Genomic DNA, 23,867 nt, shown 5'->3' on the forward strand with positions numbered 1-23,867 from the left:
TGACGCCATGGAAAGCACGCCCTCGTCCTTCGCCGGCTACTTCGACGCCCAATTCGCACGAGACGCCGACCCGTGGCGCTACCGCACGAGCTGGTACGAGGCGCGCAAGCGCGCGCTGACGCTCGCTGCGCTGCCGCGCGACCGTTACCGACGTGCCTTCGAACCGGGCTGCGCGACGGGCGAGCTCTCCGCCGCGCTCGCGCCTCGCTGCGAGGCATTGCTGTGCGCCGACTTCGCGCCGCGCGCCGTGCAGATCGCGCGCCTGCGGCTCGCGGCGTTCGAGCATGTGCGTGTGGAGCGTCTTGCCATACCCGACGAGTGGCCCATTGGGCGCTTCGACCTGATTGTGGTGAGCGAGATCGCCTATTACGTGGGCGAGGCGGGTTGCCCGGCGCTTGCGGCGCTCGCCACATCGACGCTGGAAGCGGATGGCACCCTCGTGTGCTGCCACTGGCGGCACGGCGGCGAAGCGTGGATGCTCGATAGCGGCGACGTGCACGACATCTTTGCATCACAGGCACAGCGTGCCGCGCTGCATCGCGTCGTGCACACGGAAGATGCCGACTTTCTGCTCGATGTCTGGAGCGCCGATCCACTGAGCGTCGCGCGGCGCGAACGCGGGCGCTGAGCTCGCAGCCCCGCGATTGCCCCTTCCGATTTGCCGAGTCCGCCTACCCGGCGAGCAGCATCCGTTCGGCTTCAAACGCGAGAATGCGCTTCAGCAAGCATTCCCGGCGGTGCGCTGAGTGGACTTCGAGCCGGAACCGTACGAGCACGGCAAGCATTCTGGGTGATGCCCCGCACTATGCGCGCGCCACGCGCCAATAGCGCTCGGCTCTGGCCAGATCGGCGGGAAAGTCCGCGCCGAATGCGCGCAACTGGCTCCCGTAGGCGCGAATGCCGTGGCGCCGCAGCGCCTGAGCGCGCGCACCGAACCGCGCTGCGCGCCAGTTCTCGCCAAGTGGTGTCACAGGCAACCCGGCCGCATCGAGTTCAGCCAGCCGCTTCGCCACCGCGCCGCGCGCCGTTCTATGGATCGCATCCTCATAAACAATGCAGGACGCCATGCCGCCCGCGCGCAGTAGCGCAACCCATGCGTCGCCCACGCGCACATGGTCGGGATGATGCACACCGAGTGGCACGACGAGCGTCGCGCCACGCACCCGTGCGAATTGCGCGGCGAGCGCTTCGGTGAGCGCGGCGACGTCGGGCAGCGGGCCGTATTGCCCGTCGAGAAAATCGAGCCGCAGCGGCTGGGCACCGCACCATTCGAGGGCTCGATCGTCTTCGCGCCAGCGGCCGCGCATGGCCTGCGTCGAGTCGCCGTAGCCGGCCGCGCGATCCCATGACGTACTCCGCGCATTGGCAGGCGTACCCGCAAATACGGTGCACACAAGCGCGCCGGGATACGCGGCGAGCAGCGCGGCGCAACTGAATACCGCGTCGTCGAGATGGGGAGAGATCACGAAGAGCGGCGACACGGTACTGCGCCTTGGGGCGCTTTCAGTTTCGATGCGCATCGCGGGCTTGGCCTCTTGATGTAGTGCTTTCGTGCGGACGCGGCGGACGCGGCCTTCGCGCCGTGCGAGCAAGCCGACGCGGCAGTGGCGCGCGCCGTTCTGACGTCGCGCAAGCGACGTTCCGCATCGCGCGCGCTCGCTCGCGACTCGCCATGGCAGGCAAGATCATTGCGCACTACCGCGCTGAACGCCGCGAAACGCGAGCGCCGCGAGGGGCCGCCCGTAACGCACGCGTCGTTCCCGATTCATCGATCCTTGCCACGCAATGAGGCCGCCATGCACACAGTCACTCGCACCCGCGCGACGCAAGACCGGCGCGCGCGCCATCGAACCCCGTTCATCTCCCGAAGCCGTGTCGGTCGAACTCACGATCAACGGTGCGCGCCACGCGCTGCGCATCGAGCCGTGGACCAGCCTGCTCGACCTGCTGCGCGAACAGCTCCTGCTCACCGGCACCAGGAAAGGCTGTGATCACGGCCAGTGCGGCGCATGCACGGTGCGGGTGAACGGTACGCGCATCAATGCGTGCCTCGCGCTGGCCGTGGCATACGACGGCGCGCAAATCACGACCATCGAAGGCCTTGCTGACCAGACACCAGCCGAAGCACTGCACGCGCTGCAGCAAGCCTTCATCGATCACGACGCGTTTCAGTGCGGCTATTACACGCCAGGCCAGATCTGTTCGGCGGCGTGGCTGCTCGCGGAGGGCCACGCGCATTGCCGCGACGACGTCCGCGAACAGATGAGCGGCAATCTGTGCCGCTGCGGCGCCTACGTCAACATCGCGAATGCCGTGGACGCCGTGCGCTGCGCGCAAAAGGCGGATCAGGGAGAAGGAGACGAACCATGAACCGCTTCTCCTATGCGCGCGCGCAAAGCGTAGCCGACGCCGTGCGTCTGCACCATGCCACGCCCGACGCCGAATTCCTCGCCAGCGGCACGAATCTCGTCGATCTGATGCGCGAGAACGTCATGCGTCCCACCGCGATCATCGACATCACGCGCTTGCCGCTGCGCGACATCGAGGCCACGCCCGAGGGCGGCCTGCGCATCGGCGCGCTCGTGACCAATAGCGCGCTCGCCTGGGACGCGCGCGTGAGCGAGCGCTATCCGTTGCTCGCCGAGGCAATCCTCGCCGGCGCGTCCGCGCAGATCCGCAATGCCGCCACCGTGGGCGGCAATCTGCTGCAGCGCACGCGCTGTCTGTACTTCTGCGACACCGCCACGTGCTGCAACAAACGCGCGCCCGGCAGCGGCTGCGGCGCGCTCGACGGCGTGAACCGCATGCATGCGATTCTCGGCGCGAGCGCGCGTTGCATCGCCACGCATCCGTCCGATATGTGCGTGGCGCTCGAAGCGCTCGACGCCACGCTGCATGTGGCGGGCCGGCGCGGCATGCGCGCGCTGCCGTTCGACGCGCTGCACCGCCTGCCGGGCCACACGCCGCACCGCGAGACGACGCTCGCCGACGAGGAGCTCATTACCGCGGTCGAACTGCCGCACGAAGGCTACGCGCGGCATTTCACGTATCTGAAGCTGCGCGATCGCCAGTCGTATGCGTTCGCGTTCGCGCTCGTGCCGGTCGCGCTGGGCTTGCGGATCGAGGATGGCGTGATGCACACCCTGGCGTGCGCGCTGGGCGGAGTCGCTCACAGGCCGTGGCGGGACCGCGAAGCGGAGGCGCTGCTCATCGGCCGCGCCGCCGACGATACGCGCGCCATAGCACGCTACGCCGACGCCATGCTCGCGCAGGCCGACCCGCGCCCCGGCAACGGCTTCAAGGTCGATCTCGCGCGCCACGCGATCGTGCGCGCGTTCGAGCTGGCACGTGCGCACGAATCGCGGCCGTTATCCGCACAAGCCCGCGGGGAGGACTCAGCATGAACACCGCCTTCGACCCTCGCCGCGCCGGCGAGCCCTCATCCGGCGCGCCGCTCGACGCGCGCATGGGCACGCCGCTGTCTCGCGTGGACGGCCGCAGCAAGGTCACCGGCAGCGCGCGTTACGCCGCCGAATTCGACGCCGCCGGGCTCGTGCACGGCGCGCTCGTCAACGCCGCGATCGCACGCGGGGAGATCGTGGCCATCGACGCCAGCGCCGCGCAGGCGTTGCCCGGCGTACTGCTGGTCCTCACGCACGAGAACCGCACCGAGCGTACACCGCCATTTCGCAGATCGCCGCCGACGCGCTGCGCATGCGCATCGAGGACGTGCAGTTCGCGCCTGGCGATACGGCGCTGCCGCCCGCGCCGATCCAGGGCGGTTCGTGGACGGTTTCCTCGGTGGGCAGCGCCGCTTCGCTCGCATGCACGCGGCTGCGCTCGCGGCTCGCGCAATTGCTGGGCGCGCATGGCGGCGTCGCGTTCGCCAATCTGGATGCCTCTGCAATGATTGAATCGCTCTCGGTCGAGGACGGCGAAGTGCGCCTGTGCGGCAACGCCGCGCGCGTGCGCATTGCCGACCTGCTCACGCACGCGGGCATGCAAACGCTGGAAGAGGTGGTCACGCTCAAGCCCGAAGACGCGCAGAAGCGCTATTCGATGGCGACGCATTCGGCCGTGTTCGCGGAGGTCCGCGTGGAGGAGACGCTCGGCCAGGTTCGCGTGGCGCGCGTGGTAAGCACGATTGCGGCGGGCCGCATCGTCAAACCGAAAACGGCGGCGAACCAGATTTCGGGCGGTGTGGTCTGGGGCATCGGCATGGCGCTGCACGAGCACGCGCAATTCGATCACACGCTCGGGCGCATCATGAATCACAACCTCGCCGAGTATCACGTGCCGGTCAATCGCGACGTCGGCGACATCGACGTGCTGTTCGTCGACGAGCATGACGACGTGGTGAATCCGCTCGGTGCCAAGGGCGTGGGCGAGATCGGCGTGGTGGGCGTGGCCGCCGCGATAGCGAATGCGGTGTACCACGCCACCGGCCGGCGCGTGCGCGAGCTGCCCATCACGCTCGACAAGCTGCTCTAGGGCGCGGCGAGCGCATGCGCGGCTTCGTCTCCGGCTTCGCCGCGCGCCCACGCGGAGAGCGTGTCGCCGAAGCCGCCGCGCACGCGCGCGTCCAAACGCGCGCTCGTGAAGACGCGCGGGGCGGCGCTCCATGCGATCACCGCTCCCGTCGCGCCGAGCATTTCGACGAGGGCGACGTCCTCGCCGCAGGCGAGCGGCGCAAAGCCCCCCGCGCGTCGGTACGCCTGCGCGGAAACACCGAGGTTTGCGCCATGCACGTGGCGATGGCCGTCGGCGTCGCGATAGCGCCGCTGCCACGCTTCGCGCGTGCGGGCGGGGTGGTGGCTCCAGTCGTCCACCATCACCGGTCCGCATACGGCATCGACGCCGAGCGCCAGTTGCGCGGCCAGCCAGTCGGGCGCGACCCGGCTATCGGCATCGGAAAACGCAAGCCAGCGCGAGCCCTCGTTGATCATGTGCCGCGCCCCCGTTGCACGCGCGACGCCCACGTTGCAGGCATCGATGGTCAAAGTGTCCACGCCCGCGCGTTGCGCAATGGCCGCCGAGCCGTCCGTGCAGGCGTCGAGCACCACGAGCACGCGCACCGTCTCGCGGCCGAGTGCGGGGTGTCGCGCAGCCTGCACGGCGGCGACGAGGCATGACGCAAGCAGCAATTCTTCGTTGTGCGCGGGAATGACGACACCAATCATGCGAGGTCCTCGATCTGCGTAGAAGGTAATGGGAGGGAATGAGAGGCAATGGCCACCAGGCGGCCGTGTAGAGCCGCATGCGGGCGTAAGCGCAACTCCAGTGCCCGTTAGTCCGAGCACAGGTCAAGCGTGCGATTGCGCGAGCAGCCCGATCAGCCGGGCATCGCCCTCGCGCTTCTTGCACGCCGCTTCGCGCGCGCGGCGCGTCGCGTCCTTCTCGAGAAAAACCGCGAGCGCGGCCTCGTCGGCCTTGAGGCCGCGTCGGCGCGAAACGGGAAGCGCTTGTGCGAGTTCACCGGCTTCGAAGGCCTCGATCACTGCCGGGTGCACATAGCACTTGCGGCAAACCGCCGGCGTGTTGCGCAATAGTTGCGAGACCTCCTTGATCGTCGCGACGACGTGCTTGTGGGCTTGCGTCACCGTCTCCCAGTCGAGCGCTCTCAATGCCGCCAGGGCGAACACGCTGCCCGCCCACGTGCGATAGTCCTTCGCCGTGAAATCGGCGCCGGTGATCTCGCGCAAATACTCGTTGATATCCGACGAGCTGACCGAATGGCATGAGCCGTCGGCATCGAGATACTGGAAAAGATCCTGTCCCGGCAGATCCATGCAGCGCTTGACGATGCGCGCCACGCGTGCATCGCTGACTTCGACATCGTGCGCTATCCCGCTCTTGCCGCGAAACCGCAAGCGCAGCGTGCCCGGCGAAACTTCGAGATGCCGCTTGCGCAGCGTCGTCAAGCCATACGTGCGGTTTTCCCGCGCGTACTCCTCGCCACCGACCCGGATCAGCGTCAGGTCGAGCAAGCGCACCACCGTGGCGAGCACCTTGTTTCGGGGCATGCCGTCGAGCGCGAGATCGCGCGCCACGCGGCCGCGCAGCTTCGGCAGCGCCGCGCCGAAGGCCAGCATGCGCTCGTACTTGTTCGCGTCGCGCGTTTCGCGCCAGCGCGGGTGGTAGCGATACTGCTTGCGCCCGCGTGAGTCGCGGCCCGTCGCCTGCAGATGGCCACGCGGGTCCGGGCAGATCCAGACATCGGTATAGGCGGGCGGAATGGCGAGCGCGTCGATGCGGCGAATCTCGGCTGCCTGCTCGATCCGCTTGCCCTGGCGGTCGAAATAGACGAATGCCCTGCCCGTCCACTTGCGCGTATAGCCGCTATGCGAGTCGTCGACATAGCGCAGGCCGGCAGGGAGGTCTTCCGGACAAAGTCGGGCGTTGGCGCCCTGCACTGCGAGCGCGCTCCCGCCTGTGCCAGTCCCGGCGGCTTTTTCAGTGCTCCGTTGGGTTCTTGCCACGGGGTGCCTCTGCCAGTTGATTGCGATGCCTGCGAAGGCGACAGCAACGCGCGTGCCTCCACCGCCCGGAAGCCGGCAATCAAAGGAGCTTTGAACAGAAACGCCGCAGTTTTACAGGGTGTAGCTGAAACGGAAGAGCCCGCCACCGGGAGGACGCCAAGCGCGGAGCGGGCATGCGGAATACAAATTGCGCTCCACAGGTCTCCACCAAAGACAGGAGTTCAAAATGACTACGCTTCAATCCCAATCCCAATCAGCCGGTACCGGTGTGAATATTGTTGGCGGCGGCGTCGGTGAGGGTCCCGGCCCCGAGATCATGGCTGCGGCGACGCTCGACGGCGACAAGGTCATGTCCTCCGACGGCGAGCACGTCGGCAAGATCTCCGACATCATGCTCGACGTACGCAGCGGCCGGGTCGCCTATGCCGTGCTATCGGAAGGCGGATTCCTCGGCATGGGCACCACGCTGCATGCGATCCCCTGGGGCGCACTCACGCTCGACACCGCGCAAAAGTGCTTCCGCGTCGATGTCTCCGCGCAACGCATCAAGGACGACCCCGGATTCGACAAGGACCACTGGCCTTCGATGGCCGATCAAACGTGGGGCACACAGCTGCACGACTACTACGGGCGCCGACCGTACTGGCTGTCCGCCCCCACGGGCCTGGAAACGACCGGTCTGGAACCGCTAGCGGGCGAGCATGATCGTCCCATCGACGTGTGACCGACGCGCCTCGCGCGAGCGAAGCCCCCCCTCGCGAGCTCAGGATTACCCACAAGTAACGCAATTGTTCTATTCGTTCTGCCTGAATATTCGGTACATCATCGTAATTTCATGCAGAACAAGAAAGCCACGCCAGATGACGGTAGGACCCGGCGGATGATCACGCTTTCGGGCAAGATAGCCACCGAGTCTGGCGATCCACAAAATCACCTGCGCGAGTGAGGGCGGTTCATCGGGCATTTCGGTACTACCGTGCGTACGGCAGTACAGGGCCTGCCACTCAATTGGCTGCAGCAATACTTCGCATGACAGGTTTCCATCAAGCCGTGCAAGCAGCATGGCGTACAGGATTCTCCAGCTTACTACGGCGAACAACGCGGTGGCGCGTACAAATCGTTCGACATTGCCAAATTGGCGGGCTTCAATGCGACAGCCGCTTTTAAGCACACGATGCCACGATTCAATCGTCCGTCGGCGTGCATACCATGCCAGACGCTCGAGTGCCTGTGCTTGCGTATAGGTAGGCACCGAAGTCAGCAGAAGCCATTCTAATGGCTCTGTTCCTTTGTCTACGTTCGTTTCCAACGCATGAATCGCAAATACCTCAATTTCGGGAAGCCTCTCGCGACGACGATTTTGCGGTGGACGAAGGCGTACGGGCATGCATCGCACAACCAGCCGTGCGGTGCGTGCCTGTCGGTTTTCGCGCGCAGGCACCTGCAGTTGCGTTTCTCCAATCACTGGCGAGGCGAGCACGGTTTCCCACAAATATCGATCAGGGTGCGCAACGCGTCGATTCCACGACGCGCGCACCAGCCAGTCGACACCGGCAGGCCGCCGTGCCAGGAACACATCGTAGACATCGCCTTCGCGATCGCTCACGCCGATGACTTGCGTATGCGGACAGTGTGTCTTGAGTATGCCCAGCTGCTCGATACCTTCGAGCCATTTCGCGCTCTCTTTCTCTTGTACGCTTCGTTGCCCGCGCAGATGTTTCTTGCCCAACTCCTCCGGCCTACGTATCCACGTCTTCAGGCCGATCACGCCGAGTGGCAGCCCCTCAGGCGTGAGCGCAAGCAGACTGTGTATCAGGAAACCACGAACGTGTGGATCGGAGCCATATCCCAGACCGTCGGTTGCCCGCAAATGAGACAAATTGAACTCAGTGGTGTCCTGAACCGCAAGTACGATCGGCACCTGCTGCATGCGACAAAGCGTTTGACCAATGTGCGCACCCAGCACGCCATCGACATCCACCTGCGGGTTATCGAAAAACCGAAAAGCCGCCTTCAGCTCAGAAACATTGAACGATTGCGGAAAAGAGCAATGAGGACTCGTCGAAAGCCTGCGCGCCAGCATCACGAGCCGTCTGGTCAGGCGAGCGTCGCCAAGTTCGGCAGCACCAAACTCTTCACTTGCCCAATCATCGAGGTCAGGGGTGTCCGACAACGCCCGGCATCACAGATCATGAACGGCTCCAAAGTTAACATCCGCCGTCTTCGTTTACAAGCCATCCCATCGCAGAATTACGAACAATTTGTGGGTAATCCTGAGCCTCGCGAGGGGGGCTTCGCTCGTTGTGCCTTCGTTGTGCCATCGCGGCGCGAGGCGAGCGCAACGGCCGCCGCGTACCAGAAGAAGAGAGACGGACTGGACATGATGCTACGGATTCCTTATCAACGTTGCTCGCCTTGCAGGGGCACACGCTGGCCGTGGCTTACATCAGCCAGGACGCGATCCAGCGTGCCGAGGCTTTCCTCCCCGACGTGGCGCTGCTCGACATCGGGCTTCCGTGCATAAGCGGCTACGAACTCGCGCAAAAAAATCCGCGCCATCCCGCAGCTTCGCTATGGCGGCTCGTCGCCATAGCGGGCGACTGCCAACCGAAGACTCTCAGCGCACCCGCGCTGCAGGTTTCAACGATCATCTGGTCAAACCGGTGCAGCAATCGGCTCTGTAACGAACTCTGGCGGCAGTGCGGCGCCAGGCCCGCGAGCGAAGCAGTCCGCGGCGTTTTCGATGGTGTGGTTTCCCCGGCGATGTGCCTGGGTAAAGTGGCCATGTAGATTCGAGTATCAGTTTGCGAACGCGATCTTCGAATCACGCTCCGACAATCGGGATCGCGGCCGGCATGGCTCAGGCGGGCATATGACGGAAAATACCCGGCGAACCGCGCGCACCCCTTCCAGCCTGCTAGACTGAACACTCCCCTGCAAACCATGGAGGGAGACATGATGACCGTCTACGTCGTGAAAACCGGCGAGCAGTTCCTCTGCACCGCGGAGGACGGCGACATCGGCATGGCACCGGCGATAGGAGAAGCCACGTCGTTTCTGTCGTTCGAGGAAGCGGAAAAAGTGGCGAACGAGCACGCCGATCCCGGATACGAAATCGTGGCTATCGGCGTTACGAGGCACTGACGCGCAGTCCACTGCTGGGCCCTCAACAAAAGAGGGCACCAGCAATCCAGCCGGCGCCATGCAAGGTGGCGCTCCGGCTTGCCGCCTTGCGTATCGAGATTCGCATGATGCGCTCATGAGGCGCGTTGGATTCATTGCACCCCGCACTTGGCCAACCGCGACAACCAACCGCTACCGGTCCGCCCCCATGCTGGTAACCCCGGCCCCTGATCCGGACGAAGATGTCGATGCGACAACCAGCGGATGTGCCTGCCCCGCCGCAGTTAGCTGCGAAACAGCGGCGCCGCCGGGCATACCGTTGGAATCGATCGCGCCGGCGTTCTGCAGGGCCACGAGATCGCTGTCCACGCCCGCCTGCCCCGTGACAAATGGCGTAGTCAGAAATGCCGGCACTGCCAGTGTCAACGAATAGGCACTTTGCAGATTCGCGACCACCGCGGACTGCGCCGCGAGCACGTCGGACTGGCTCCCCAGCACGCTCTGGAACTGTCCGTTGCCTGCAAAGTTTGCAATCAAGCTGCTTTCGCTCGTGCCCAGCTGTGCCGCCAGATACACGAGCACCAGTTCGGTTTCGGGAGTCGTATTGAAGACGCCGCCAGCAAACGCCACGGAATGCAGCGTCGTGCCTGCCGATGTCGCCGTGACGATACAAGGTGGAGCGCCGTTGAACGAGATGGCGTAGTTTCCGCCGCTGTCGGAAAGCACAGTCCCCGCGCCCTGTGCGCAGTTCAGGCTGACCGTGGCATTGGCGAGCGCCTTGCCGGTGGCGGCCGTGCCCGATATGGACACAGGAGGCGGCCCACTTGCTGTGCCGCATTCGCCCAACCCGATGCAGGAGTTGCCCCCGCACGAGCTGAGTAGCATCAACGATGCCGCATAGAGAACCGCCCGATTCGCCGCGTAGCCATCGCTTGTGCCCATTTCTTCGTCTCCGTTAAGCACGACGAGACAACATCATGAGCGGTTCACGACCGATGTCCTGCACGGACACTTCAGCCCCCCGGCTCTTCAGCCGGCTGGCCATCCGGATCGCCTTCCTGCGCTCGGCCGCCGCTACCAATGAGAACCTTACTCGATTCCCGCAGCGACCAGCGGCTAACCTGAACGAGCGCGCCAGGACCGGCGACGAGGGAGACCGCCAACCGCGGTCCCCCACCGTCACGATGCGGTCATTCGACTGACCGCAATGCGCTGACTGGCTTCACGCTGGATGCCGTACAAGCCTCTTCGTCGGCGAACGCCAACACCCATGGCGGTGCAACTGCCTGCGTCGCCATTGGCGCCGTCATGCGGCCGCGTTTTCGGTGTTCAGCTTCGACACCATGCCCGTCTTCGCATCGTACTGGTAGCCTTGCTGCTCGAGCTGGGCGCTGATCGCTTCGATGACCACTTGCTGCTGGACGTCCTTGCGCAGCAGCTCATGTTCCGGGCTGACCTGGCTCAGCTCGGTGACGAGCCGGCGGCTCAACGAGGCCTCGCCTGCACCACGTGCAAGGGCGACGATCATCTTTTCGTTGGCCTGAGTCAATTGCTGCTTCAGTCCGTTCGCGTATTCGGACCACTTCTTCATGTTCTCGCGCGCTTCGGAAATCGCGGCAGCGTGAGTTTGCGCCTCGTGCGCGAGCTGGGCCTTCAACGCCTCGAGTGCTTGCGGGTCGACACCCGCCGACGATGCCGTTTCCACGCCCTCAGCGTCTTCGCTCGCCGCCGCGCTCTCGGCGAGTTCGGCCGCGCGTTGCTGCGCAATGCTTGCCTGCTCTTGCGCCTCGGACAAGCTTGCCGAAAGCCTCGCGATTTCGGACGCATCCGCATTGCGCTCGTCGGTCAGGCTGGCGAGTTGCGTCTGCGCATTTTGCAGTTCGAGCGCGGCGGCATCTCGTTCAGCCTGCGCGCCGGCAACCTCTTCCCGCCGGGCTGCGTGCGCTTCCTGCTCGGCTTGCAGCGCCGCCCGAATCGCTTCCAGCTCGCTTTCAAGGCGAGCGACAGCTTCCGAATGTGCCGCCTGCAGCGCTGCGCGCTCCGATTCGTCCAGCTCGGTTGCGTCCACCGCATCTGCCGCCGTAGTCGCCGCCTCTTCCTCGTTTGCGACGCCTGCCCCTTCCTGCCCCTGCCCCTGGCTCGAACGCGCTTCACGCTGCGCGGCCAGTTCCGACATCGCGCCTTCCAGCTCCGCCTGAAGGCCCGCAACGCGCTCCGCAAGCTCCTGGGCGCGGCTCTCCGCGGCGTCGGTCCGTTGCACCGCGAGCGCGATGTCCTCCTCCAGACCCGCCACGGCATCGACCTTCGCGTCGTAGGCGCTCGTCATTTGATCGAGCTGACTTTGCAGCGCATCGAGTTCCTGGACGGTGGTTTGCAGTTCCGCGAGCGCGTCGTCGCGCTCGCTGCAGGCGTCCTCGACGCGCTGACGCATTGCGGCGAGACGCCGCGCCACCGCCCGTTCAGCCTCGTCCTGCGCCGACGTCCACAGCCGCTCGAGCGCGTCGTGCATCGTGTCCGTAACGGCTTCCGGCAAAGCCGGACGCTCCACGACCTGCGGCACCCGCGGCGCGCGCGCTTCGCGCCACTTGCGCAATGCCGCAGCCACGGCGACTACCGACCCGGTATGGACTTCGGACCAGATGGCCACAGGTGACACCTTCTGGCCCTCGTCGGCCATCCGGTCCGCAATTTCAGCAATCAGTTCGTCAGTAATCGTAATGCTGCTTGACATATCTGCCTCGACAAGTCGCGAGTGGTGACGAATACCGTTTCGTCGTTCGACCAGTAGGCGCCCTATGCAGCCCACCTCGCGTAGCAACAGATTGTCGGGTACCGGCTCCGCGGTTAATCGGCCGAAATGCAGGGTTTACGGGCGGGTGTTCATGAGATTGCGAGGCATCGGCCCGGCAGTTGCCCCGGCCGGGCGAACGGACGGTCATCAGGCACCTTATGCAGGGCTTCGACGTGCAGCGCGACTGGCCGCGGCCACCGGCGGGGCTCGATATGGAAGGAATATTGTGAAAACGTCATCCCGAGAAACCTTGCCCTGACCGGGGGTTCGCCATTCGCGACGTCCCGACGCTTGACGCTCGACGCTCGACGCAACCAGCTCGACCGTTCAGCGTCGCTCGGGCGAGCCGGGCTTCGTCAAGCGCGCGCGGCCGCGATGTCCCGCACGCGCGGCTACGGCCGGCGGCCTCCTGGCGTACCGCGCGCCAGGCGGCCCTTTCACTCGTGGCGGCAATGGCGCCGGGACGCTCTGGAACCTGGCCGCGCCCTATGCCGCCGGCGTCAGGTAGGGATTGTCGCGGCCCGGTTCATAGGGCCGCGCCTTGATCTCCATGCGCGCGATGCTCTGCAGATGCACCTCGTCCGGACCATCGGCGAACCGCAGCGCACGCCCCCAGGTCCAGCTGTCGGCGAGCGGCGTGTCGGGGCTCAAGCCCATCGCGCCGAACACCTGTATGGCCCGCTCGGTCACGGCGGTATGCACAGCCGGCACGAGCGCCTTGATCATCGCGATTTCCTTGCGCGCCTCCTTCGCGCCCACGTTGTCGATCATCCACGCGGCCTTCAGCACGAAGAGCCTTGCCTGATCGATTTCGATACGCGACTTCGCGATCCACTCCGCAACCGAGCCGTGCTCATAGAGCTTCTTGCCGAACGCGGTGCGCGCCTGGGCTCGTTCGACCATCAGTTCGAGCGCCAGCTCCGCCGCGCCTATCGAGCGCATGCAGTGGTGAATGCGCCCAGGTCCGAGGCGTGCCTGGGCGAGCGCGAAGCCGCTGCCCTCTTCGCCGAGAAGATTCGAGCGCGGCACGCGCACGCCCTTGAACTCGATCTCGCAGTGGCCTTCCGGCGCCGTGTGATTGACCACCGTGATATTGCGGATCACCTTGACGCCCGGCGTATCGCGCGGCACGAGAATCATGCTTTGCTGACGGTGGCTCGACGCGTCAGGATCGGTTTTGCCCATCACGATGAACAGCTGGCAATTCGGGTGCGCCGCGTTCGTGATGAACCACTTGCGCCCATCGACGACGTAGTCGTCGCCGTCACGGCGAATCGACGTGGTGATGTTGGTCGCGTCCGAAGAAGCCACCGCGGGCTCCGTCATCGCGAAGGCCGAGCGGATCCGGCCTTCGAGCAGCGGCTCGAGCCACCGTTCGCGCTGGGCCGGCGTGGCGAACATGTGAAGCAGTTCCATGTTGCCGGTGTCCGGCGCGTTGCAGTTGAACACCTCGGAGGCCCACGCCACGCGCCCCATGATCTCGGCAAGCGGCGCGTACTCGAGATTGGTCAGGCGCGTACCTGGCTCGTTGTCGCGCAGATGCGGCAGGAACAGGTTCCAGAGGCCCTCTGCACGCGCCTTTTCCTTCAGCTCCTCCATGAACGAAACGGGATATTGTCCCGCGCTCACTTCCTCGTGCCATTGGCGCACGCGCGGCACGATATGCGTATCCATGAACGCGCGCACCTGTGCACGCAGCGCTTCGACTCTAGGGCTATAGGCAAAGTCCATCTTGCTCTTCCTTCAAAATTCAGATGAATGTCATGCGATGCGCGCGTGGGTGAAGCGCGTCGCTTCCCACGATCAAATCGTCAGGCCACCGTCAACGACGATGCACTCCCCGTTGGTGTAGCTCGCCGCATTGGAAACCAGATAAAGCACGGTGCCTGCCATTTCGCGAGGCTCCGCGTGGCGGCGCAGCGGAATCTTCGTCATCCAGTTTTCGTAAATCGCCTGGTCTTCGAACAAGGCACCGGCAAAGCGTGTTTTCGTCAGGCCCGGCAGCAGGGCATTCACGCGAATGCCGAGCGGCCCGCACTCTTTTGCGAACGCGCGCGTCATGTTGACGACGGCGGCTTTCGTGATCGAATAGATGCCCTGCTTGTCGCCGGGCTGCAGCGCATTGACCGAGGCCGTATTGACGATCGCGCCGCCGCCGTGCTCGCGCATCAGCTTGCCCGCCTCCACCGACATGAAGAAGTAACCGCGCAGGTTGACTTCCACGGTCTTTTCGAACGACGAAAGATCGGTGTCGAGAATGTGGCCGAAATACGGATTCGTCGCTGCGTTGTTCACGAGAATGTCCAGCCGGCCATGCCGTGTGCGAATGTGCTGGAAGATCCCGTGGATGTCGTCGAGACGCCCGACATGGCAGGCATACGCCTCGGCGCTGCCGCCCGCCTCCCGGATTCCGCGCGCAACCGCCTCGCAGTCTTCGAGCTTGCGGCTCGACACGACCACATGCGCGCCTTGCTGCGCGAGCAGCTTCGCAATTTCCTCGCCAATGCCCCGGCTCGCGCCGGTGACTAATGCAATCTTGGCTTGCAGATCAAATAAATTAGTAGTCACGACTATCCTCGATGTATTCCGGTTCACGCGTTCATCGCCTGCCTTCAGATCAGTTCGACACCCATTTCCGCCAGTACTCCTGCCATTTCGCCAACCTGGCGCGCCTTGTCGTTCGAAGCATTGCCGGCCATGGCCCGCTTCTTCACGCCCTGCGCGATGGCTGCAAGCCGGAAGAAGCTGAATGCGAGGTAAAAATGCCAGTTCTCGATCGTTCCGATACCCCGCAGCCGGCAATACTGCTCGACGATCGCGGCTTCTTCCGGCACGCCGAGCGCGGCCCTGTCCAGCCCCGCGAGCCCGATGATATGGCCTCGAGGAGGCAGCCGAAGGCACATGCAGAAGTACGCGAGATCGGCCAGCGGATTGCCGAGCGTGGAGAGTTCCCAGTCGAGAACGGCGCGCACCTGCGGCGCGCCGCGACGGAAAATCAGGTTGTCGATGCGGAAGTCGCCGTGCACGAGCGAAGCCTTGCCCGTTTCGGCCGGACAGTGCGCCGGCAGCCATGCGATCAGCGTTTCCATGGCATCGAACTCATCGGTCTGCGCCGCGCGATACTGCCTCGTCCAGACGTCGATCTGGCGCGCAAAGTAGCTGCCCGCGCGGCCATAGTCGGCAAGGCCGACGGCATCGACATCCACGTCGTGGAGAGCCGCCATCGTGCCGATCAGCGCATCGTAGAAGGCCCCGCGTTCGCCAACCTGCAATGCGGGTAACGACGGGTCCCAGTAGATTTCGCCCTCTTCGTAGCTCATGACGTAGAACAGGCTGCCGATCACTTCGCGATCCTCACAAAGATGCAGCGCTTGCGCGACGGGCACCGGCGTATTGCTGAGCGCGCTCAGCACGCGGAATTCTCGGTCCACGGCATGTGCGGACTTGAGCAGCTCTCCTGGCGGCTGCCTGCGCAGCACATAGCGGCCGCTTTGCGCCTCGAGCAGGAATGTGGGATTCGATTGCCCGCCAGCGAACTTCTCGACGGACATGGGCCCCCGAAAGCCGGGTACGTGTGCCGCCAGATAGCGCGTGAGCTTTTCGACGTCGAACTGAAGACTTGCATTCATGATGGTGCGGGCAACCGGATTCGAATCAACCGTAAGTGACGAGTTCGCGCCTCTCGGCGTGTTCGAGATGAGGCAACGTATTGAAGGTGACCAGCGACATTGCGCTGTCGTTGTAGACGTACTGGCTCACGCTGCTGTTGCGGATCTGCATGTTGAGCGCGATTGCGGCGGCTGCCGGCGCCTGTAGAACCTGCTGCGCGAAAACGGCAATCGGGCCGCCCGAACTGACCACCAGCACCCGCTTGCCGCCCAAACGCTGAATGGCAAGGCGAGCCCGCTCGACACGCTCCTGAAACTGCCCCCATGTCTCGGGAACGCGACCAGGCAAGCGGTCCTCGGACCAAAGCTGCAACACCTGTCTGAGCCCCTTATAGAAGGGCTTCATCGAGCTTTCGGCCAGCAGGCCCGGCGCAAGCCCGCTCTCGCCGAGCGCTGAAAACAGCGCGTGAAAATCGTACTCGTTCAGATCCGCGTCCTGCACGACCTCGACAGGCTGGCCTCGCATGCCGGTGAGGATGGTGTAAGCGGTTTGCGCGTGCCGCTGCATCGTGCCGGTCACGACACGATCGAACGTCAGGTGCGACTGCGCGAAGTATTCACCCAGCCACAATGACTGGGTGCGCCCGGAGGGTGAAAGCTCGTCATAGTTTTCGGCGCCGAAAGACGCCTGCCCATGCCGTACCAGATAGAGTTCCGCCATGCCATCCTCGTCTGAATATGAGTGGAAGGATAGCGAGCGCGCCGGCATTCAGGAAATTTATTATATTGATACCCGGCTATAACGATTCGTGACACCCTCTATTGCCTGGCTTTGCGCATGAGGCGGCCAATCTGCTCGCGCAGCCAGCGGTGAGCCGGGTCCCCCGCGACGCTGCGGTGCCAGTAGCCATGCGTCTCCAGATCGGGAAGCGCAAACGGCAGCGCCAGAATACGCGCGTCATAACGCTTGAGCAGCATGAGCGGCGCGGTCAGCACGAGATCGGTCCGCATCGCGATCAATGGCGCGACGAGATAGTGTTGAACGCGCGTCTGGATGGTCCGCCTGAGTCCGAGCTTGTTGAGCTCGGTATCGACGAGGCCCGGCCCCTGCCGGCGACTCGAGACGTGGATATGGCCGAGCCGCAGGTAATCGTCGATCGTGAGCTTCTTCTTCGCGAACGGATGATCCTGGCGCACCATGCACGCGTAGCGGTCCCGGCCCAGCGGTTCCTGCTCGAGGTGGGGATCGTCGATTAGCGGAGCGTCGATCGCGAGATTGACCGCACCGCTGGCGAGCGCTTCGGGAACGTCCCGGCGCGTCGTGAAGTAGCTCTCGATGCGAATGCCAGGCGCCTGGCGCTGCAGCACTTCTTCGAGCGCGGGAAGCAGCAACGCCTCGGTCAGGTCGTTCATGCTCAGGCGAAACGTCCGTTGCGACGAAGCCGGATCGAAGCGTTCACCGGCATGGGTGCTCGAATCGAGCAGCTGAAGCGCCTCCCGTACGCGGCCGATGATGTTCTCCGAAACCGGCGTGGGCATCATGCCGGCCGGTGTGCTCACGAAAAGCGGATCGTCGAACGCCTTGCGCATGCGCGCGAGGGCATTGCTCACGGCCGGCTGTGTAATGAACAGCATCTCCGCCGCGCGCGTGAGGTTGCGCGTGCGATAGACGGCTTCGAAAACGGTGAAGAGATTCAGATCGATCTTTGATGGACGCATGTCTTGAGTTTTCCCCGAGGCATTCGGGAATGTCAATTGACTCTGGCGAGTGCCCAACGTGGCCCCGCTGCTGCCGTCCTTATCTCACAAATCCCGTCGCCCTTACTGCCACCGGGCAGACCCATGATCTGGTTATAAAGAAAACCAGATACCGGTTTTCTTGAGAAAACTGCTTGCCATGAAACCACTATTGAAATACATTGGTCTTTCCAAAACCAATCTAGCGAGACCCAACCATGCGGCACCTTCTCACCGCCCTGGCCGCCGTGTCGGCGTTCGGCGCGATCACGGCACACGCGCAGGAAGTCGTCGTCATCGGGCATTCCGCACCTCTTACCGGCCCGCAGGCAGCAAATGGCAAGGACAATGAGAACGGCGCCCGCCTCGCCATCGACGAATTGAACAGGCAGAACATCAAAGTCGCCGGAAAAACCGTGACGTTCAAACTGGATTCGCAGGATGACCAGGCCGACCCGAAAGTGGGTGTTCAGGTCGCCCAGAATCTGACCGACCGGGGCGTTGTCGCTGTCATGGGGCCCTATAACTCCGGCGTCTCGATCCCCGCATCGCGCGTGTACAACAATGCGAACATCCCCATCCTTTCGGTTGCGTCCAATCCCGCGTTGACGCGCCAGGGGTTCAAGAATATTTTCCGCATCGGTGCAAGCGACGAGCAGCTTGGTGGAACGATGGCGGAGTTCGCGGTGAAGACGCTCAAGGTGAAAACCGCAGCCATCATCGACGACAGAACGGCCTACGGTCAGGGCGTTGCCCAGCAATTCGAGCAGGTGGCGAAAGCCAACGGCCTGGAGATCGTCGACCGTCAGTTTACGAATTCGCAGGCAACCGACTTCCTCGGCATCCTGACGGCAATCAAGGGCAAGAATCCCGATGTCATCTTCTTTGGCGGCTATGCAGCCCAGGGCGCGCCAATGGCCAAGCAGATGCGCCAGCGCGGTCTTCGTGCAAAGCTGCTCGGCGGCGATGGCATCTGCTCGCCGGACATGGGCAAGGTCGCCGGCGATGCGGCCTCGATCGTGTATTGCGCCCAAGGCGGCATCGCGCTCGACAAAACCCCGGAAGGCCGCGAGTTTCTGAAGAAGTACCACGACACCTGGCGCACGGACCCGCAGGTCTATGGCGTGAACTATTACGACGGGGTGAAGCTTCTGGCCGATGCCATGGTCAAGGCGGGCACGACGACGGACAAGACGAAGCTGATGGCCCAGCTTTCGAAGGAACAGTACAAGGGCATAGCGGGCACGTACTCGTTCGACGCAAAGGGCGATCTGGTGGGCGCGCCGACCACGGTCTACGTGATTCGCAACGGGTTTCCTGTGCCGTATGCTCAGTAAGTCTCCCACAAGTGTAGCCATTCAACGCACATGAAACCGACCCGCACCATTTCGACCGTCGAAGTTCATACCGGCGGCGAGGCCTTCCGCATCGTCACGAGCGGCCTGCCGCGCCTGCCGGGGAACACTATCGTCCAGCGCCGCGCGTGGCTCAAGGAGCACGCCGACGACATGCGCCGCGCCTTGATGTTCGAGCCGCGCGGGCACGCCGACATGTACGGCGGCTATCTCACCGAGCCGGTTTCCCCGGGCGCGGACTTCGGCGTGATCTTCCTGCACAACGAAGGCTACAGCGACCACTGCGGTCACGGCGTCATCGCGCTGTCCACCGCGGCCGTCGAGCTGGGCTGGGTTCAGCGAACGATTCCCGAGACCCGGGTTGGCATCGACGCGCCTTGCGGCTTCATCGAGGCCTTCGTCAAATGGGACGGCGAGCATGCCGGCACGGTCCGCTTCGTGAATGTGCCGTCGTTCCTCTGGAAGCGCGACGTGACGGTTCAAACGCCCACCTTCGGCGAGGTCACGGGTGATATCGCCTATGGCGGCGCCTTCTACTTTTACGTCGACGGCGAGCCTTTCGATCTGCCGGTTCGCGAGGCGGCCGTCGAGCAGCTGATCCGCTTCGGGGCCGAGGTAAAGGAAGCCGCGAACAAGGCATTTCCGGTACAGCACCCGGAGATCCCCGAGATCAACCACATCTACGGAACGATCATCGCCAACAAGCCGCGGCATCCGGGCTCCACGCAGGCGAACTGCTGCGTTTTCGCGGATCGCGAAGTGGACCGCTCGCCAACCGGGTCGGGAACCGGCGGCCGTGTCGCCCAGCTGTATCAACGTGGCGAATTGAAGGCTGGCGAAACCATCGTCAACGAGTCCATTGTCGGCACCGTCTTCAAAGGCCGGGTTCTGAAGGAGACTTCGGTGAAGGGCATTCCCGCCGTGATACCCGAAGTCGAAGGCGAAGCGTATATCTGCGGCTTCGCGCAATGGATCATCGACGAGCGCGATCCCCTGACATACGGCTTCCTCGTACGCTGAAGCGCTTCTCCCCCTGTACCGGGGTTTCGGGCGCACGACGGGTCATTCCGCGTGCGCCTTTTTTGCGTGGGTCGTGAAAGGTATGGGGTGTATCAGGCAGGCGCGATATCGCGCTGCACGCGATGGATGTGCTGCTCCACGTAGAAAGCGGCCGCGTCGCCGTCGCCCGTCACGATGGCTTCGTAGATGAGCCGGTGCTCGGCGACGTAGAGCCGGATGCGCGCGGGGTCATAGATCCCGTCATCCTTGAGGCGCTTCCACAATGACTGATCCATGGTTTCGGCGATCTCCTGAGCGAGCTTCGCAAGGAGCGCGTCGCCGGTCATGACCGCAAGCTGCCGATGAAACAGGCGGTCACTGTTATTCCACAGCGCGCGCTCCTCCGCATCGGCAACGTCGGTGAGCGTTTCCATTTGCGCGAGATAGTGCTCCGCGAGCGCGTCGCGCTTCCTGTGTGCGGCTGCCCGGCGCGCGATGGCGGGCTCGAGAATCAGCCGAACGTCGAGCGTCGCGGACGGGCTGTAGTCCACCTGAAGGCCCGCGTCGGCAATCGCGGATGGCGTGGCAAGCCGTGCGAGCACTTCGGGTGCATTTTCCGAAACATAGGTGCCCGAGTTTCTGCGCGTGACGACCAGCCCCTCGTTCTGGAGTGCGCCGATCGCTTCGCGCACGGCCGGACGCCCGACACCGAACAGGGTGGCCAGTTCGCGCTCGGAAGGCAGGCGCGACTCCGGGAGATACCTGCCGGCCTGGATTTCCGCCCGGATCTTCTCGGAAACCTGCTCGTAAATCTGGAGGGGCCGGAAATTCGCGGGCAAATCGATTCGTGCGGAAGCCATGTTCGACCTTTCGATACATTGGTTTGCAATATACCACTTCGAGATGCAGGCAAAACCAGACCGATTCCTATGGGGATTGGCTCCACATCTAGCCACATTCCGGTGTGCACGGCAATTCTGGATTGAATTATAGCCACATTTGGTTTAAATTCAATCCACTTCACCGATGACGCTAACGAGGCGAGCGACCGTAGCCATGACCACACTGCACCCCAGAACTTTCGATGCACACGCCACTGCCGCAATGCTGGACTATCCAACGCTAGTCCAGGTGCTGCGCGAGACCACAGTGGAGTACGCCGCCGGGAAGATCGTCAGTCCCGAGCGTCTGGGCGTGCCCTTGCAGAACGGCGGGGTCATGCTGTCGATGCCGTCCAGCGCGAGCGATATCGCGATCCACAAGCTGGTCAACGTGTGTCCGGACAACCGCAAGCGCCAACTCCCCACCATCCACGGCCAGGTGATTGCGTGCGACTCGCTCACGGGCGAGATGCTGTTCGTGCTCGATGGCCCCACGGTGACCGGACGCCGGACCGCCGCGGTCAGCGCGCTTGGCATCATGACCCTCCACTCCACTGCGCCGAAGCAGATTCTCATCATCGGAACAGGGACGCAGGGGGCGAACCACGTGGAAGCGTTCTCGGTCCTGTTTCCGCAAGCGCGCATTTTCGTGAGGGGATCGTCGCAGGAAAGCACGCGAAGCTTCGTCGAGAGCATGGCCGGCGTCATCCCCAATCTCAGCGCGCTCGAAGGCGGTATCTTCGACTCGGTCGATGTCGTGGTCACTGTCACGACGAGCAAAACGCCCGTCTACGCCGTACCGGCTCGAGCCGGGCGCCTTGTCGTCGGTGTCGGCGCGTTCACTCCCGATGCCGCGGAAGTGGGCAAAGCGACGGTCGACAGCAGTTTCATCGTCGTGGACGACCCGGTCGGTGCGAAGTACGAAGCGGGCGATCTGATTCAGGCAGGCTTCGACTGGACAAAAGTGAACTCGCTGGGCGACGCCATCAGCAAAGACCTCGAGCCCGACGCACCCGTCTTCTTCAAGAGCGTTGGCTGCGCCGCATGGGATCTTGCTGCGTGCCGCGTCGTTCGCGCGAAGATCGACTGAAGGGCGCCAATGCGCAATGGGCAGACGCGTGGCCGGGAGCGTCTGCCCGCATGGGCGCCGCAGTCGCGGCAGATGAACTTCTCGGGCTTCCTGGCGTTGCCTTCAGTGTGATGTTGAGCGGCAAAACACAGGGAACGCGGCACCCTGCCCGGCGTCCCTGCCCCGCGTCTTGCCGTCAATCCGTCAGTCGAGCGCCTGATCGTTCGGATGCGCGAACAGCGCCTTGTTTTCTGCCGAAAGCGGATAGTCCACGTTGATTCCCTTGGGCAGAATCGGGAATTGGAACGGGTCAAAGCGTGCGGGCACAACCATCCTGCCGCAAATGAATTGAATTGGGAGGGTATGTATAACCCTAGTCTTACTGTGTCACAAAATCCATTTGCAGCGAAGCGATACCTGGTAGTATTGAATAATACAGACTTCGGGCGATCGCGATGAGCGAAGATGTGGACGAATTTGACGCGTATCTGAATCATCTGGCGCAGGCGTTAGGGCACGCCGATCGCCATGCCGGCCTCAAGGGTTATTGTTCGGGCCTGGTAATGCCGTTGTCACGCAAGAGCGTTGAGCCGATGGCCGCGCACATTGATCCACTGCACGCGAGTGCGAAGCACCAGTCACTCCACCATTTTGTGGCCAAGGCAGAATGGTCTGACCGGGCGGTCCTGGAGCGGGTACGCGAATGGGTGATGCCCGCGTTAGGCCTGCACGCTGCTGAAGAGGCTGGCTATTACTGGATTATCGACGACACGGGCTTTCCGAAGAAGGGCAAGCATTCGGTCGGCGTAGCGCGGCAATATTGTGGGCAACTGGGCAAACAGGATAACTGCCAGATCGCCGTGAGCCTGTCGATCGCGACGCAACGCGGCAGCCTGCCGGTTGCCTGGCAATTGTATGTCCCGAAGGAATGGTATGACGACCGCGACCGTGCACGTCGTGCAGGCATTCCCGACGATCTGGCTTTCGCGACCAAGCCCCAGATTGCGCTGGCACAACTTCGCGAGGCTATGGCATCCGGCGTTGCGCCTGGCATCGTGCTGGCCGATGCCGGGTACGGTGATGAAACCGCTTTCCGGGATGGCGTATCGGAACTGGGTTTGTTGTACGCGATAGGGATCCGGCCTGGTACCTCAGTGTGGGCGCCCGGCACGGCACCACTTCCACCCAAGCCATGGAGCGGGCGCGGCAAGCCGCCAACCTTGTTGCGTCGTGCGCCCGGACACGAACCGATCGCGGTGAAGGAACTGGCCATGCAATTACCCGTGAACGCCTGGCAAACCGTCACCTGGCGGGAAGGCAGCAACGCCGCACTTTCCTCACGCTTTGCCGCCGTACGGGTTCGCCCCGCACATCGCGACACTTGGCGAAGTACCGTTCGCGACGAAGAATGGCTACTCATTGAATGGCCTGATGGCGATACGGAGCCGCTCAAATACTTTCTCACTACCGCTCCCGGGGAGGCGACACTTGAGCAGCTTGTGTTCGTGACCAAGATGCGCTGGCGCATCGAACGCGACTATCAGGACCTGAAGCAGGAATTCGGGCTCGGTCATTATGAAGGACGAGGCTGGCGTGGCTTTCACCATCACGCCACACTGAGTATCGCTGCGTATGGGTTTCTGATGGCTCAGCGACTCAGGATGCGCGCAGATGAGCGCGATAAAAAAAACTTCCCCGAACGCGCGCTGCCTGCCCTTCCCCCGGATTACATCCCCCGGGGCAGTCCAGCGCGCTCAACGCCACGTTCCTGATTCCATTACTACGTTGCGTATCCTGCTCGGGCATAGGCTCATGCAACGATGGC

At 63.7% G+C, this 23,867-nt stretch carries 23 protein-coding genes and 2 pseudogenes; 12 read left to right on the plus strand and 13 right to left on the minus strand.

The window, feature by feature from the left end; all coding sequences use genetic code 11:
• The first annotated feature begins 7 nt into the window (after nucleotides 1–7).
• On the plus strand, nucleotides 8–628 hold the full coding sequence (locus VMJ11_RS21450) for an SAM-dependent methyltransferase (protein ID WP_325621537.1): 621 nt from the start codon (nucleotides 8–10) through the stop codon (nucleotides 626–628).
• A gap of 175 nt (nucleotides 629–803) precedes the next feature.
• On the opposite strand, the gene VMJ11_RS21455 is transcribed toward VMJ11_RS21450, so the two are convergent.
• Nucleotides 804–1,481 (minus strand): PIG-L deacetylase family protein, encoded by a 678-nt coding sequence (locus VMJ11_RS21455; protein WP_325621539.1) that lies wholly within the window; start codon nucleotides 1,479–1,481, stop codon nucleotides 804–806.
• A 391-nt stretch (nucleotides 1,482–1,872) separates the two neighbouring features.
• Here VMJ11_RS21455 and VMJ11_RS21460 point away from each other — a divergent pair, with 391 nt between their 5' ends.
• The 4 genes and pseudogenes from VMJ11_RS21460 to VMJ11_RS21475 all read left to right on the plus strand — a co-directional run.
• Entirely contained in the window at nucleotides 1,873–2,370 is a 498-nt protein-coding gene (locus tag VMJ11_RS21460) for a (2Fe-2S)-binding protein (RefSeq protein WP_325621541.1), read from the plus strand.
• Nucleotides 2,367–3,404, plus strand: coding sequence for a xanthine dehydrogenase family protein subunit M (locus tag VMJ11_RS21465; RefSeq protein ID WP_325621543.1), 1,038 nt, complete (start codon nucleotides 2,367–2,369; stop codon nucleotides 3,402–3,404). Before VMJ11_RS21460 ends, VMJ11_RS21465 begins: the two co-directional genes overlap by 4 nt.
• 62 nt (nucleotides 3,405–3,466) lie before the next feature.
• Nucleotides 3,467–3,613 (plus strand): annotated as a pseudogene (locus VMJ11_RS34525) (hypothetical protein); the annotation flags it as partial.
• A 62-nt stretch (nucleotides 3,614–3,675) separates the two neighbouring features.
• Nucleotides 3,676–4,491: pseudogene (locus VMJ11_RS21475) on the plus strand (xanthine dehydrogenase family protein molybdopterin-binding subunit); the annotation flags it as partial.
• Here the strand turns inward: VMJ11_RS21475 and VMJ11_RS21480 are convergent.
• Nucleotides 4,488–5,180 (minus strand): glycosyltransferase, encoded by a 693-nt coding sequence (locus VMJ11_RS21480; protein ID WP_325621545.1) that lies wholly within the window; start codon nucleotides 5,178–5,180, stop codon nucleotides 4,488–4,490. The pseudogene VMJ11_RS21475 and the gene VMJ11_RS21480 overlap by 4 nt on opposite strands.
• Nucleotides 5,181–5,303: 123 nt before the next feature.
• On the minus strand, nucleotides 5,304–6,413 hold the full coding sequence (locus VMJ11_RS21485; protein ID WP_325621547.1) for a DNA topoisomerase IB: 1,110 nt from the start codon (nucleotides 6,411–6,413) through the stop codon (nucleotides 5,304–5,306).
• A gap of 292 nt (nucleotides 6,414–6,705) precedes the next feature.
• Here VMJ11_RS21485 and VMJ11_RS21490 point away from each other — a divergent pair, with 292 nt between their 5' ends.
• Nucleotides 6,706–7,203, plus strand: coding sequence for a PRC-barrel domain-containing protein (locus VMJ11_RS21490; RefSeq protein WP_325621549.1), 498 nt, complete (start codon nucleotides 6,706–6,708; stop codon nucleotides 7,201–7,203).
• A gap of 69 nt (nucleotides 7,204–7,272) precedes the next feature.
• Here the strand turns inward: VMJ11_RS21490 and VMJ11_RS21495 are convergent, their stop codons facing one another.
• On the minus strand, nucleotides 7,273–8,652 hold the full coding sequence (locus VMJ11_RS21495) for an IS4 family transposase (protein WP_325621551.1): 1,380 nt from the start codon (nucleotides 8,650–8,652) through the stop codon (nucleotides 7,273–7,275).
• A gap of 233 nt (nucleotides 8,653–8,885) precedes the next feature.
• Here VMJ11_RS21495 and VMJ11_RS21500 point away from each other — a divergent pair, with 233 nt between their 5' ends.
• Together VMJ11_RS21500 and VMJ11_RS21505 are read left to right on the plus strand one after the other, a co-directional pair.
• Nucleotides 8,886–9,269, plus strand: a complete 384-nt coding sequence (locus VMJ11_RS21500; protein ID WP_325621553.1) for a hypothetical protein — start codon at nucleotides 8,886–8,888, stop codon at nucleotides 9,267–9,269.
• Between the two features lie 165 nt (nucleotides 9,270–9,434).
• Nucleotides 9,435–9,623 carry a hypothetical protein gene (locus tag VMJ11_RS21505; protein ID WP_325621555.1) on the plus strand — a complete coding sequence of 63 codons (189 nt, stop codon included), beginning with the start codon at nucleotides 9,435–9,437 and terminating at the stop codon, nucleotides 9,621–9,623.
• 171 nt (nucleotides 9,624–9,794) lie between these two features.
• On the opposite strand, the gene VMJ11_RS21510 is transcribed toward VMJ11_RS21505, so the two are convergent.
• From VMJ11_RS21510 to VMJ11_RS21540, 7 genes are all read right to left on the minus strand, one after another.
• On the minus strand, nucleotides 9,795–10,544 hold the full coding sequence (locus VMJ11_RS21510; protein ID WP_325621557.1) for a hypothetical protein: 750 nt from the start codon (nucleotides 10,542–10,544) through the stop codon (nucleotides 9,795–9,797).
• Between the two features lie 364 nt (nucleotides 10,545–10,908).
• Nucleotides 10,909–12,333: a DNA-binding protein gene (locus VMJ11_RS21515; RefSeq protein ID WP_325621559.1), complete on the minus strand. Its 1,425-nt coding sequence runs from the start codon at nucleotides 12,331–12,333 to the stop codon at nucleotides 10,909–10,911.
• Nucleotides 12,334–12,879: 546 nt separating this feature from the next.
• Entirely contained in the window at nucleotides 12,880–14,124 is a 1,245-nt protein-coding gene (locus tag VMJ11_RS21520) for an acyl-CoA dehydrogenase family protein (protein ID WP_325621561.1), read from the minus strand.
• Nucleotides 14,125–14,196: 72 nt separating this feature from the next.
• Entirely contained in the window at nucleotides 14,197–14,961 is a 765-nt protein-coding gene (locus VMJ11_RS21525; RefSeq protein WP_325621563.1) for an SDR family oxidoreductase, read from the minus strand.
• Nucleotides 14,962–15,005: 44 nt separating this feature from the next.
• On the minus strand, nucleotides 15,006–16,022 hold the full coding sequence (locus VMJ11_RS21530; RefSeq protein WP_325621564.1) for a phosphotransferase: 1,017 nt from the start codon (nucleotides 16,020–16,022) through the stop codon (nucleotides 15,006–15,008).
• A gap of 25 nt (nucleotides 16,023–16,047) precedes the next feature.
• Nucleotides 16,048–16,722: a histidine phosphatase family protein gene (locus VMJ11_RS21535; RefSeq protein ID WP_325621580.1), complete on the minus strand. Its 675-nt coding sequence runs from the start codon at nucleotides 16,720–16,722 to the stop codon at nucleotides 16,048–16,050.
• A 98-nt stretch (nucleotides 16,723–16,820) separates the two neighbouring features.
• Nucleotides 16,821–17,720 carry a LysR family transcriptional regulator gene (locus tag VMJ11_RS21540; RefSeq protein WP_325621566.1) on the minus strand — a complete coding sequence of 300 codons (900 nt, stop codon included), beginning with the start codon at nucleotides 17,718–17,720 and terminating at the stop codon, nucleotides 16,821–16,823.
• Between the two features lie 236 nt (nucleotides 17,721–17,956).
• On the opposite strand from VMJ11_RS21540, the gene VMJ11_RS21545 reads away from it, so the two are divergent.
• Both VMJ11_RS21545 and lhpH read left to right on the plus strand, forming a co-directional pair.
• Nucleotides 17,957–19,075: a branched-chain amino acid ABC transporter substrate-binding protein gene (locus tag VMJ11_RS21545; RefSeq protein WP_325621568.1), complete on the plus strand. Its 1,119-nt coding sequence runs from the start codon at nucleotides 17,957–17,959 to the stop codon at nucleotides 19,073–19,075.
• A 30-nt stretch (nucleotides 19,076–19,105) separates the two neighbouring features.
• Nucleotides 19,106–20,113, plus strand: coding sequence for a trans-3-hydroxy-L-proline dehydratase (gene lhpH, locus VMJ11_RS21550; protein WP_325621570.1), 1,008 nt, complete (start codon nucleotides 19,106–19,108; stop codon nucleotides 20,111–20,113).
• Nucleotides 20,114–20,205: 92 nt separating this feature from the next.
• Here lhpH and VMJ11_RS21555 read toward each other — a convergent pair whose 3' ends face one another.
• Complete coding sequence (locus tag VMJ11_RS21555) at nucleotides 20,206–20,952, minus strand: FadR/GntR family transcriptional regulator (protein ID WP_325621572.1); 747 nt, start codon at nucleotides 20,950–20,952, stop codon at nucleotides 20,206–20,208.
• A 196-nt stretch (nucleotides 20,953–21,148) separates the two neighbouring features.
• Between VMJ11_RS21555 and lhpI the strand changes: the two genes are divergently transcribed.
• Entirely contained in the window at nucleotides 21,149–22,063 is a 915-nt protein-coding gene (lhpI, locus tag VMJ11_RS21560; protein ID WP_325621574.1) for a bifunctional Delta(1)-pyrroline-2-carboxylate/Delta(1)-piperideine-2-carboxylate reductase, read from the plus strand.
• A 183-nt stretch (nucleotides 22,064–22,246) separates the two neighbouring features.
• Here lhpI and VMJ11_RS21565 read toward each other — a convergent pair whose 3' ends face one another.
• Nucleotides 22,247–22,369 (minus strand): hypothetical protein, encoded by a 123-nt coding sequence (locus tag VMJ11_RS21565; protein ID WP_414694442.1) that lies wholly within the window; start codon nucleotides 22,367–22,369, stop codon nucleotides 22,247–22,249.
• A gap of 128 nt (nucleotides 22,370–22,497) precedes the next feature.
• On the opposite strand from VMJ11_RS21565, the gene VMJ11_RS21570 reads away from it, so the two are divergent.
• Entirely contained in the window at nucleotides 22,498–23,814 is a 1,317-nt protein-coding gene (locus VMJ11_RS21570; protein WP_325621576.1) for an IS701 family transposase, read from the plus strand.
• The last annotated feature ends 53 nt before the right edge of the window (nucleotides 23,815–23,867 follow it).

The organism is Paraburkholderia sp. (genome assembly GCF_035501035.1).
Classification (GTDB): Bacteria; Pseudomonadota; Gammaproteobacteria; order Burkholderiales; family Burkholderiaceae; genus Paraburkholderia.

Bases quoted from the DNA above. Each gene is read 5' to 3' on its own strand.
- VMJ11_RS21450 (WP_325621537.1), top strand. From the start codon at position 8: ATGGAAAGCACGCCCTCGTCCTTCGCCGGCTACTTCGACGCCCAATTC.
- VMJ11_RS21465 (WP_325621543.1), top strand. From the start codon at position 2,367: ATGAACCGCTTCTCCTATGCGCGCGCGCAAAGCGTAGCCGACGCCGTG.
- VMJ11_RS21480 (WP_325621545.1), bottom strand. From the start codon at position 5,180: ATGATTGGTGTCGTCATTCCCGCGCACAACGAAGAATTGCTGCTTGCG.
- VMJ11_RS21490 (WP_325621549.1), top strand. From the start codon at position 6,706: ATGACTACGCTTCAATCCCAATCCCAATCAGCCGGTACCGGTGTGAAT.
- VMJ11_RS21505 (WP_325621555.1), top strand. From the start codon at position 9,435: ATGATGACCGTCTACGTCGTGAAAACCGGCGAGCAGTTCCTCTGCACC.
- VMJ11_RS21510 (WP_325621557.1), bottom strand. From the start codon at position 10,544: ATGGGCACAAGCGATGGCTACGCGGCGAATCGGGCGGTTCTCTATGCG.
- VMJ11_RS21515 (WP_325621559.1), bottom strand. From the start codon at position 12,333: ATGTCAAGCAGCATTACGATTACTGACGAACTGATTGCTGAAATTGCG.
- VMJ11_RS21520 (WP_325621561.1), bottom strand. From the start codon at position 14,124: ATGGACTTTGCCTATAGCCCTAGAGTCGAAGCGCTGCGTGCACAGGTG.
- VMJ11_RS21530 (WP_325621564.1), bottom strand. From the start codon at position 16,022: ATGAATGCAAGTCTTCAGTTCGACGTCGAAAAGCTCACGCGCTATCTG.
- VMJ11_RS21535 (WP_325621580.1), bottom strand. From the start codon at position 16,722: ATGGCGGAACTCTATCTGGTACGGCATGGGCAGGCGTCTTTCGGCGCC.
- VMJ11_RS21540 (WP_325621566.1), bottom strand. From the start codon at position 17,720: ATGCGTCCATCAAAGATCGATCTGAATCTCTTCACCGTTTTCGAAGCC.
- VMJ11_RS21545 (WP_325621568.1), top strand. From the start codon at position 17,957: ATGCGGCACCTTCTCACCGCCCTGGCCGCCGTGTCGGCGTTCGGCGCG.
- lhpH (WP_325621570.1), top strand. From the start codon at position 19,106: ATGAAACCGACCCGCACCATTTCGACCGTCGAAGTTCATACCGGCGGC.
- VMJ11_RS21555 (WP_325621572.1), bottom strand. From the start codon at position 20,952: ATGGCTTCCGCACGAATCGATTTGCCCGCGAATTTCCGGCCCCTCCAG.
- lhpI (WP_325621574.1), top strand. From the start codon at position 21,149: ATGACCACACTGCACCCCAGAACTTTCGATGCACACGCCACTGCCGCA.
- VMJ11_RS21570 (WP_325621576.1), top strand. From the start codon at position 22,498: ATGAGCGAAGATGTGGACGAATTTGACGCGTATCTGAATCATCTGGCG.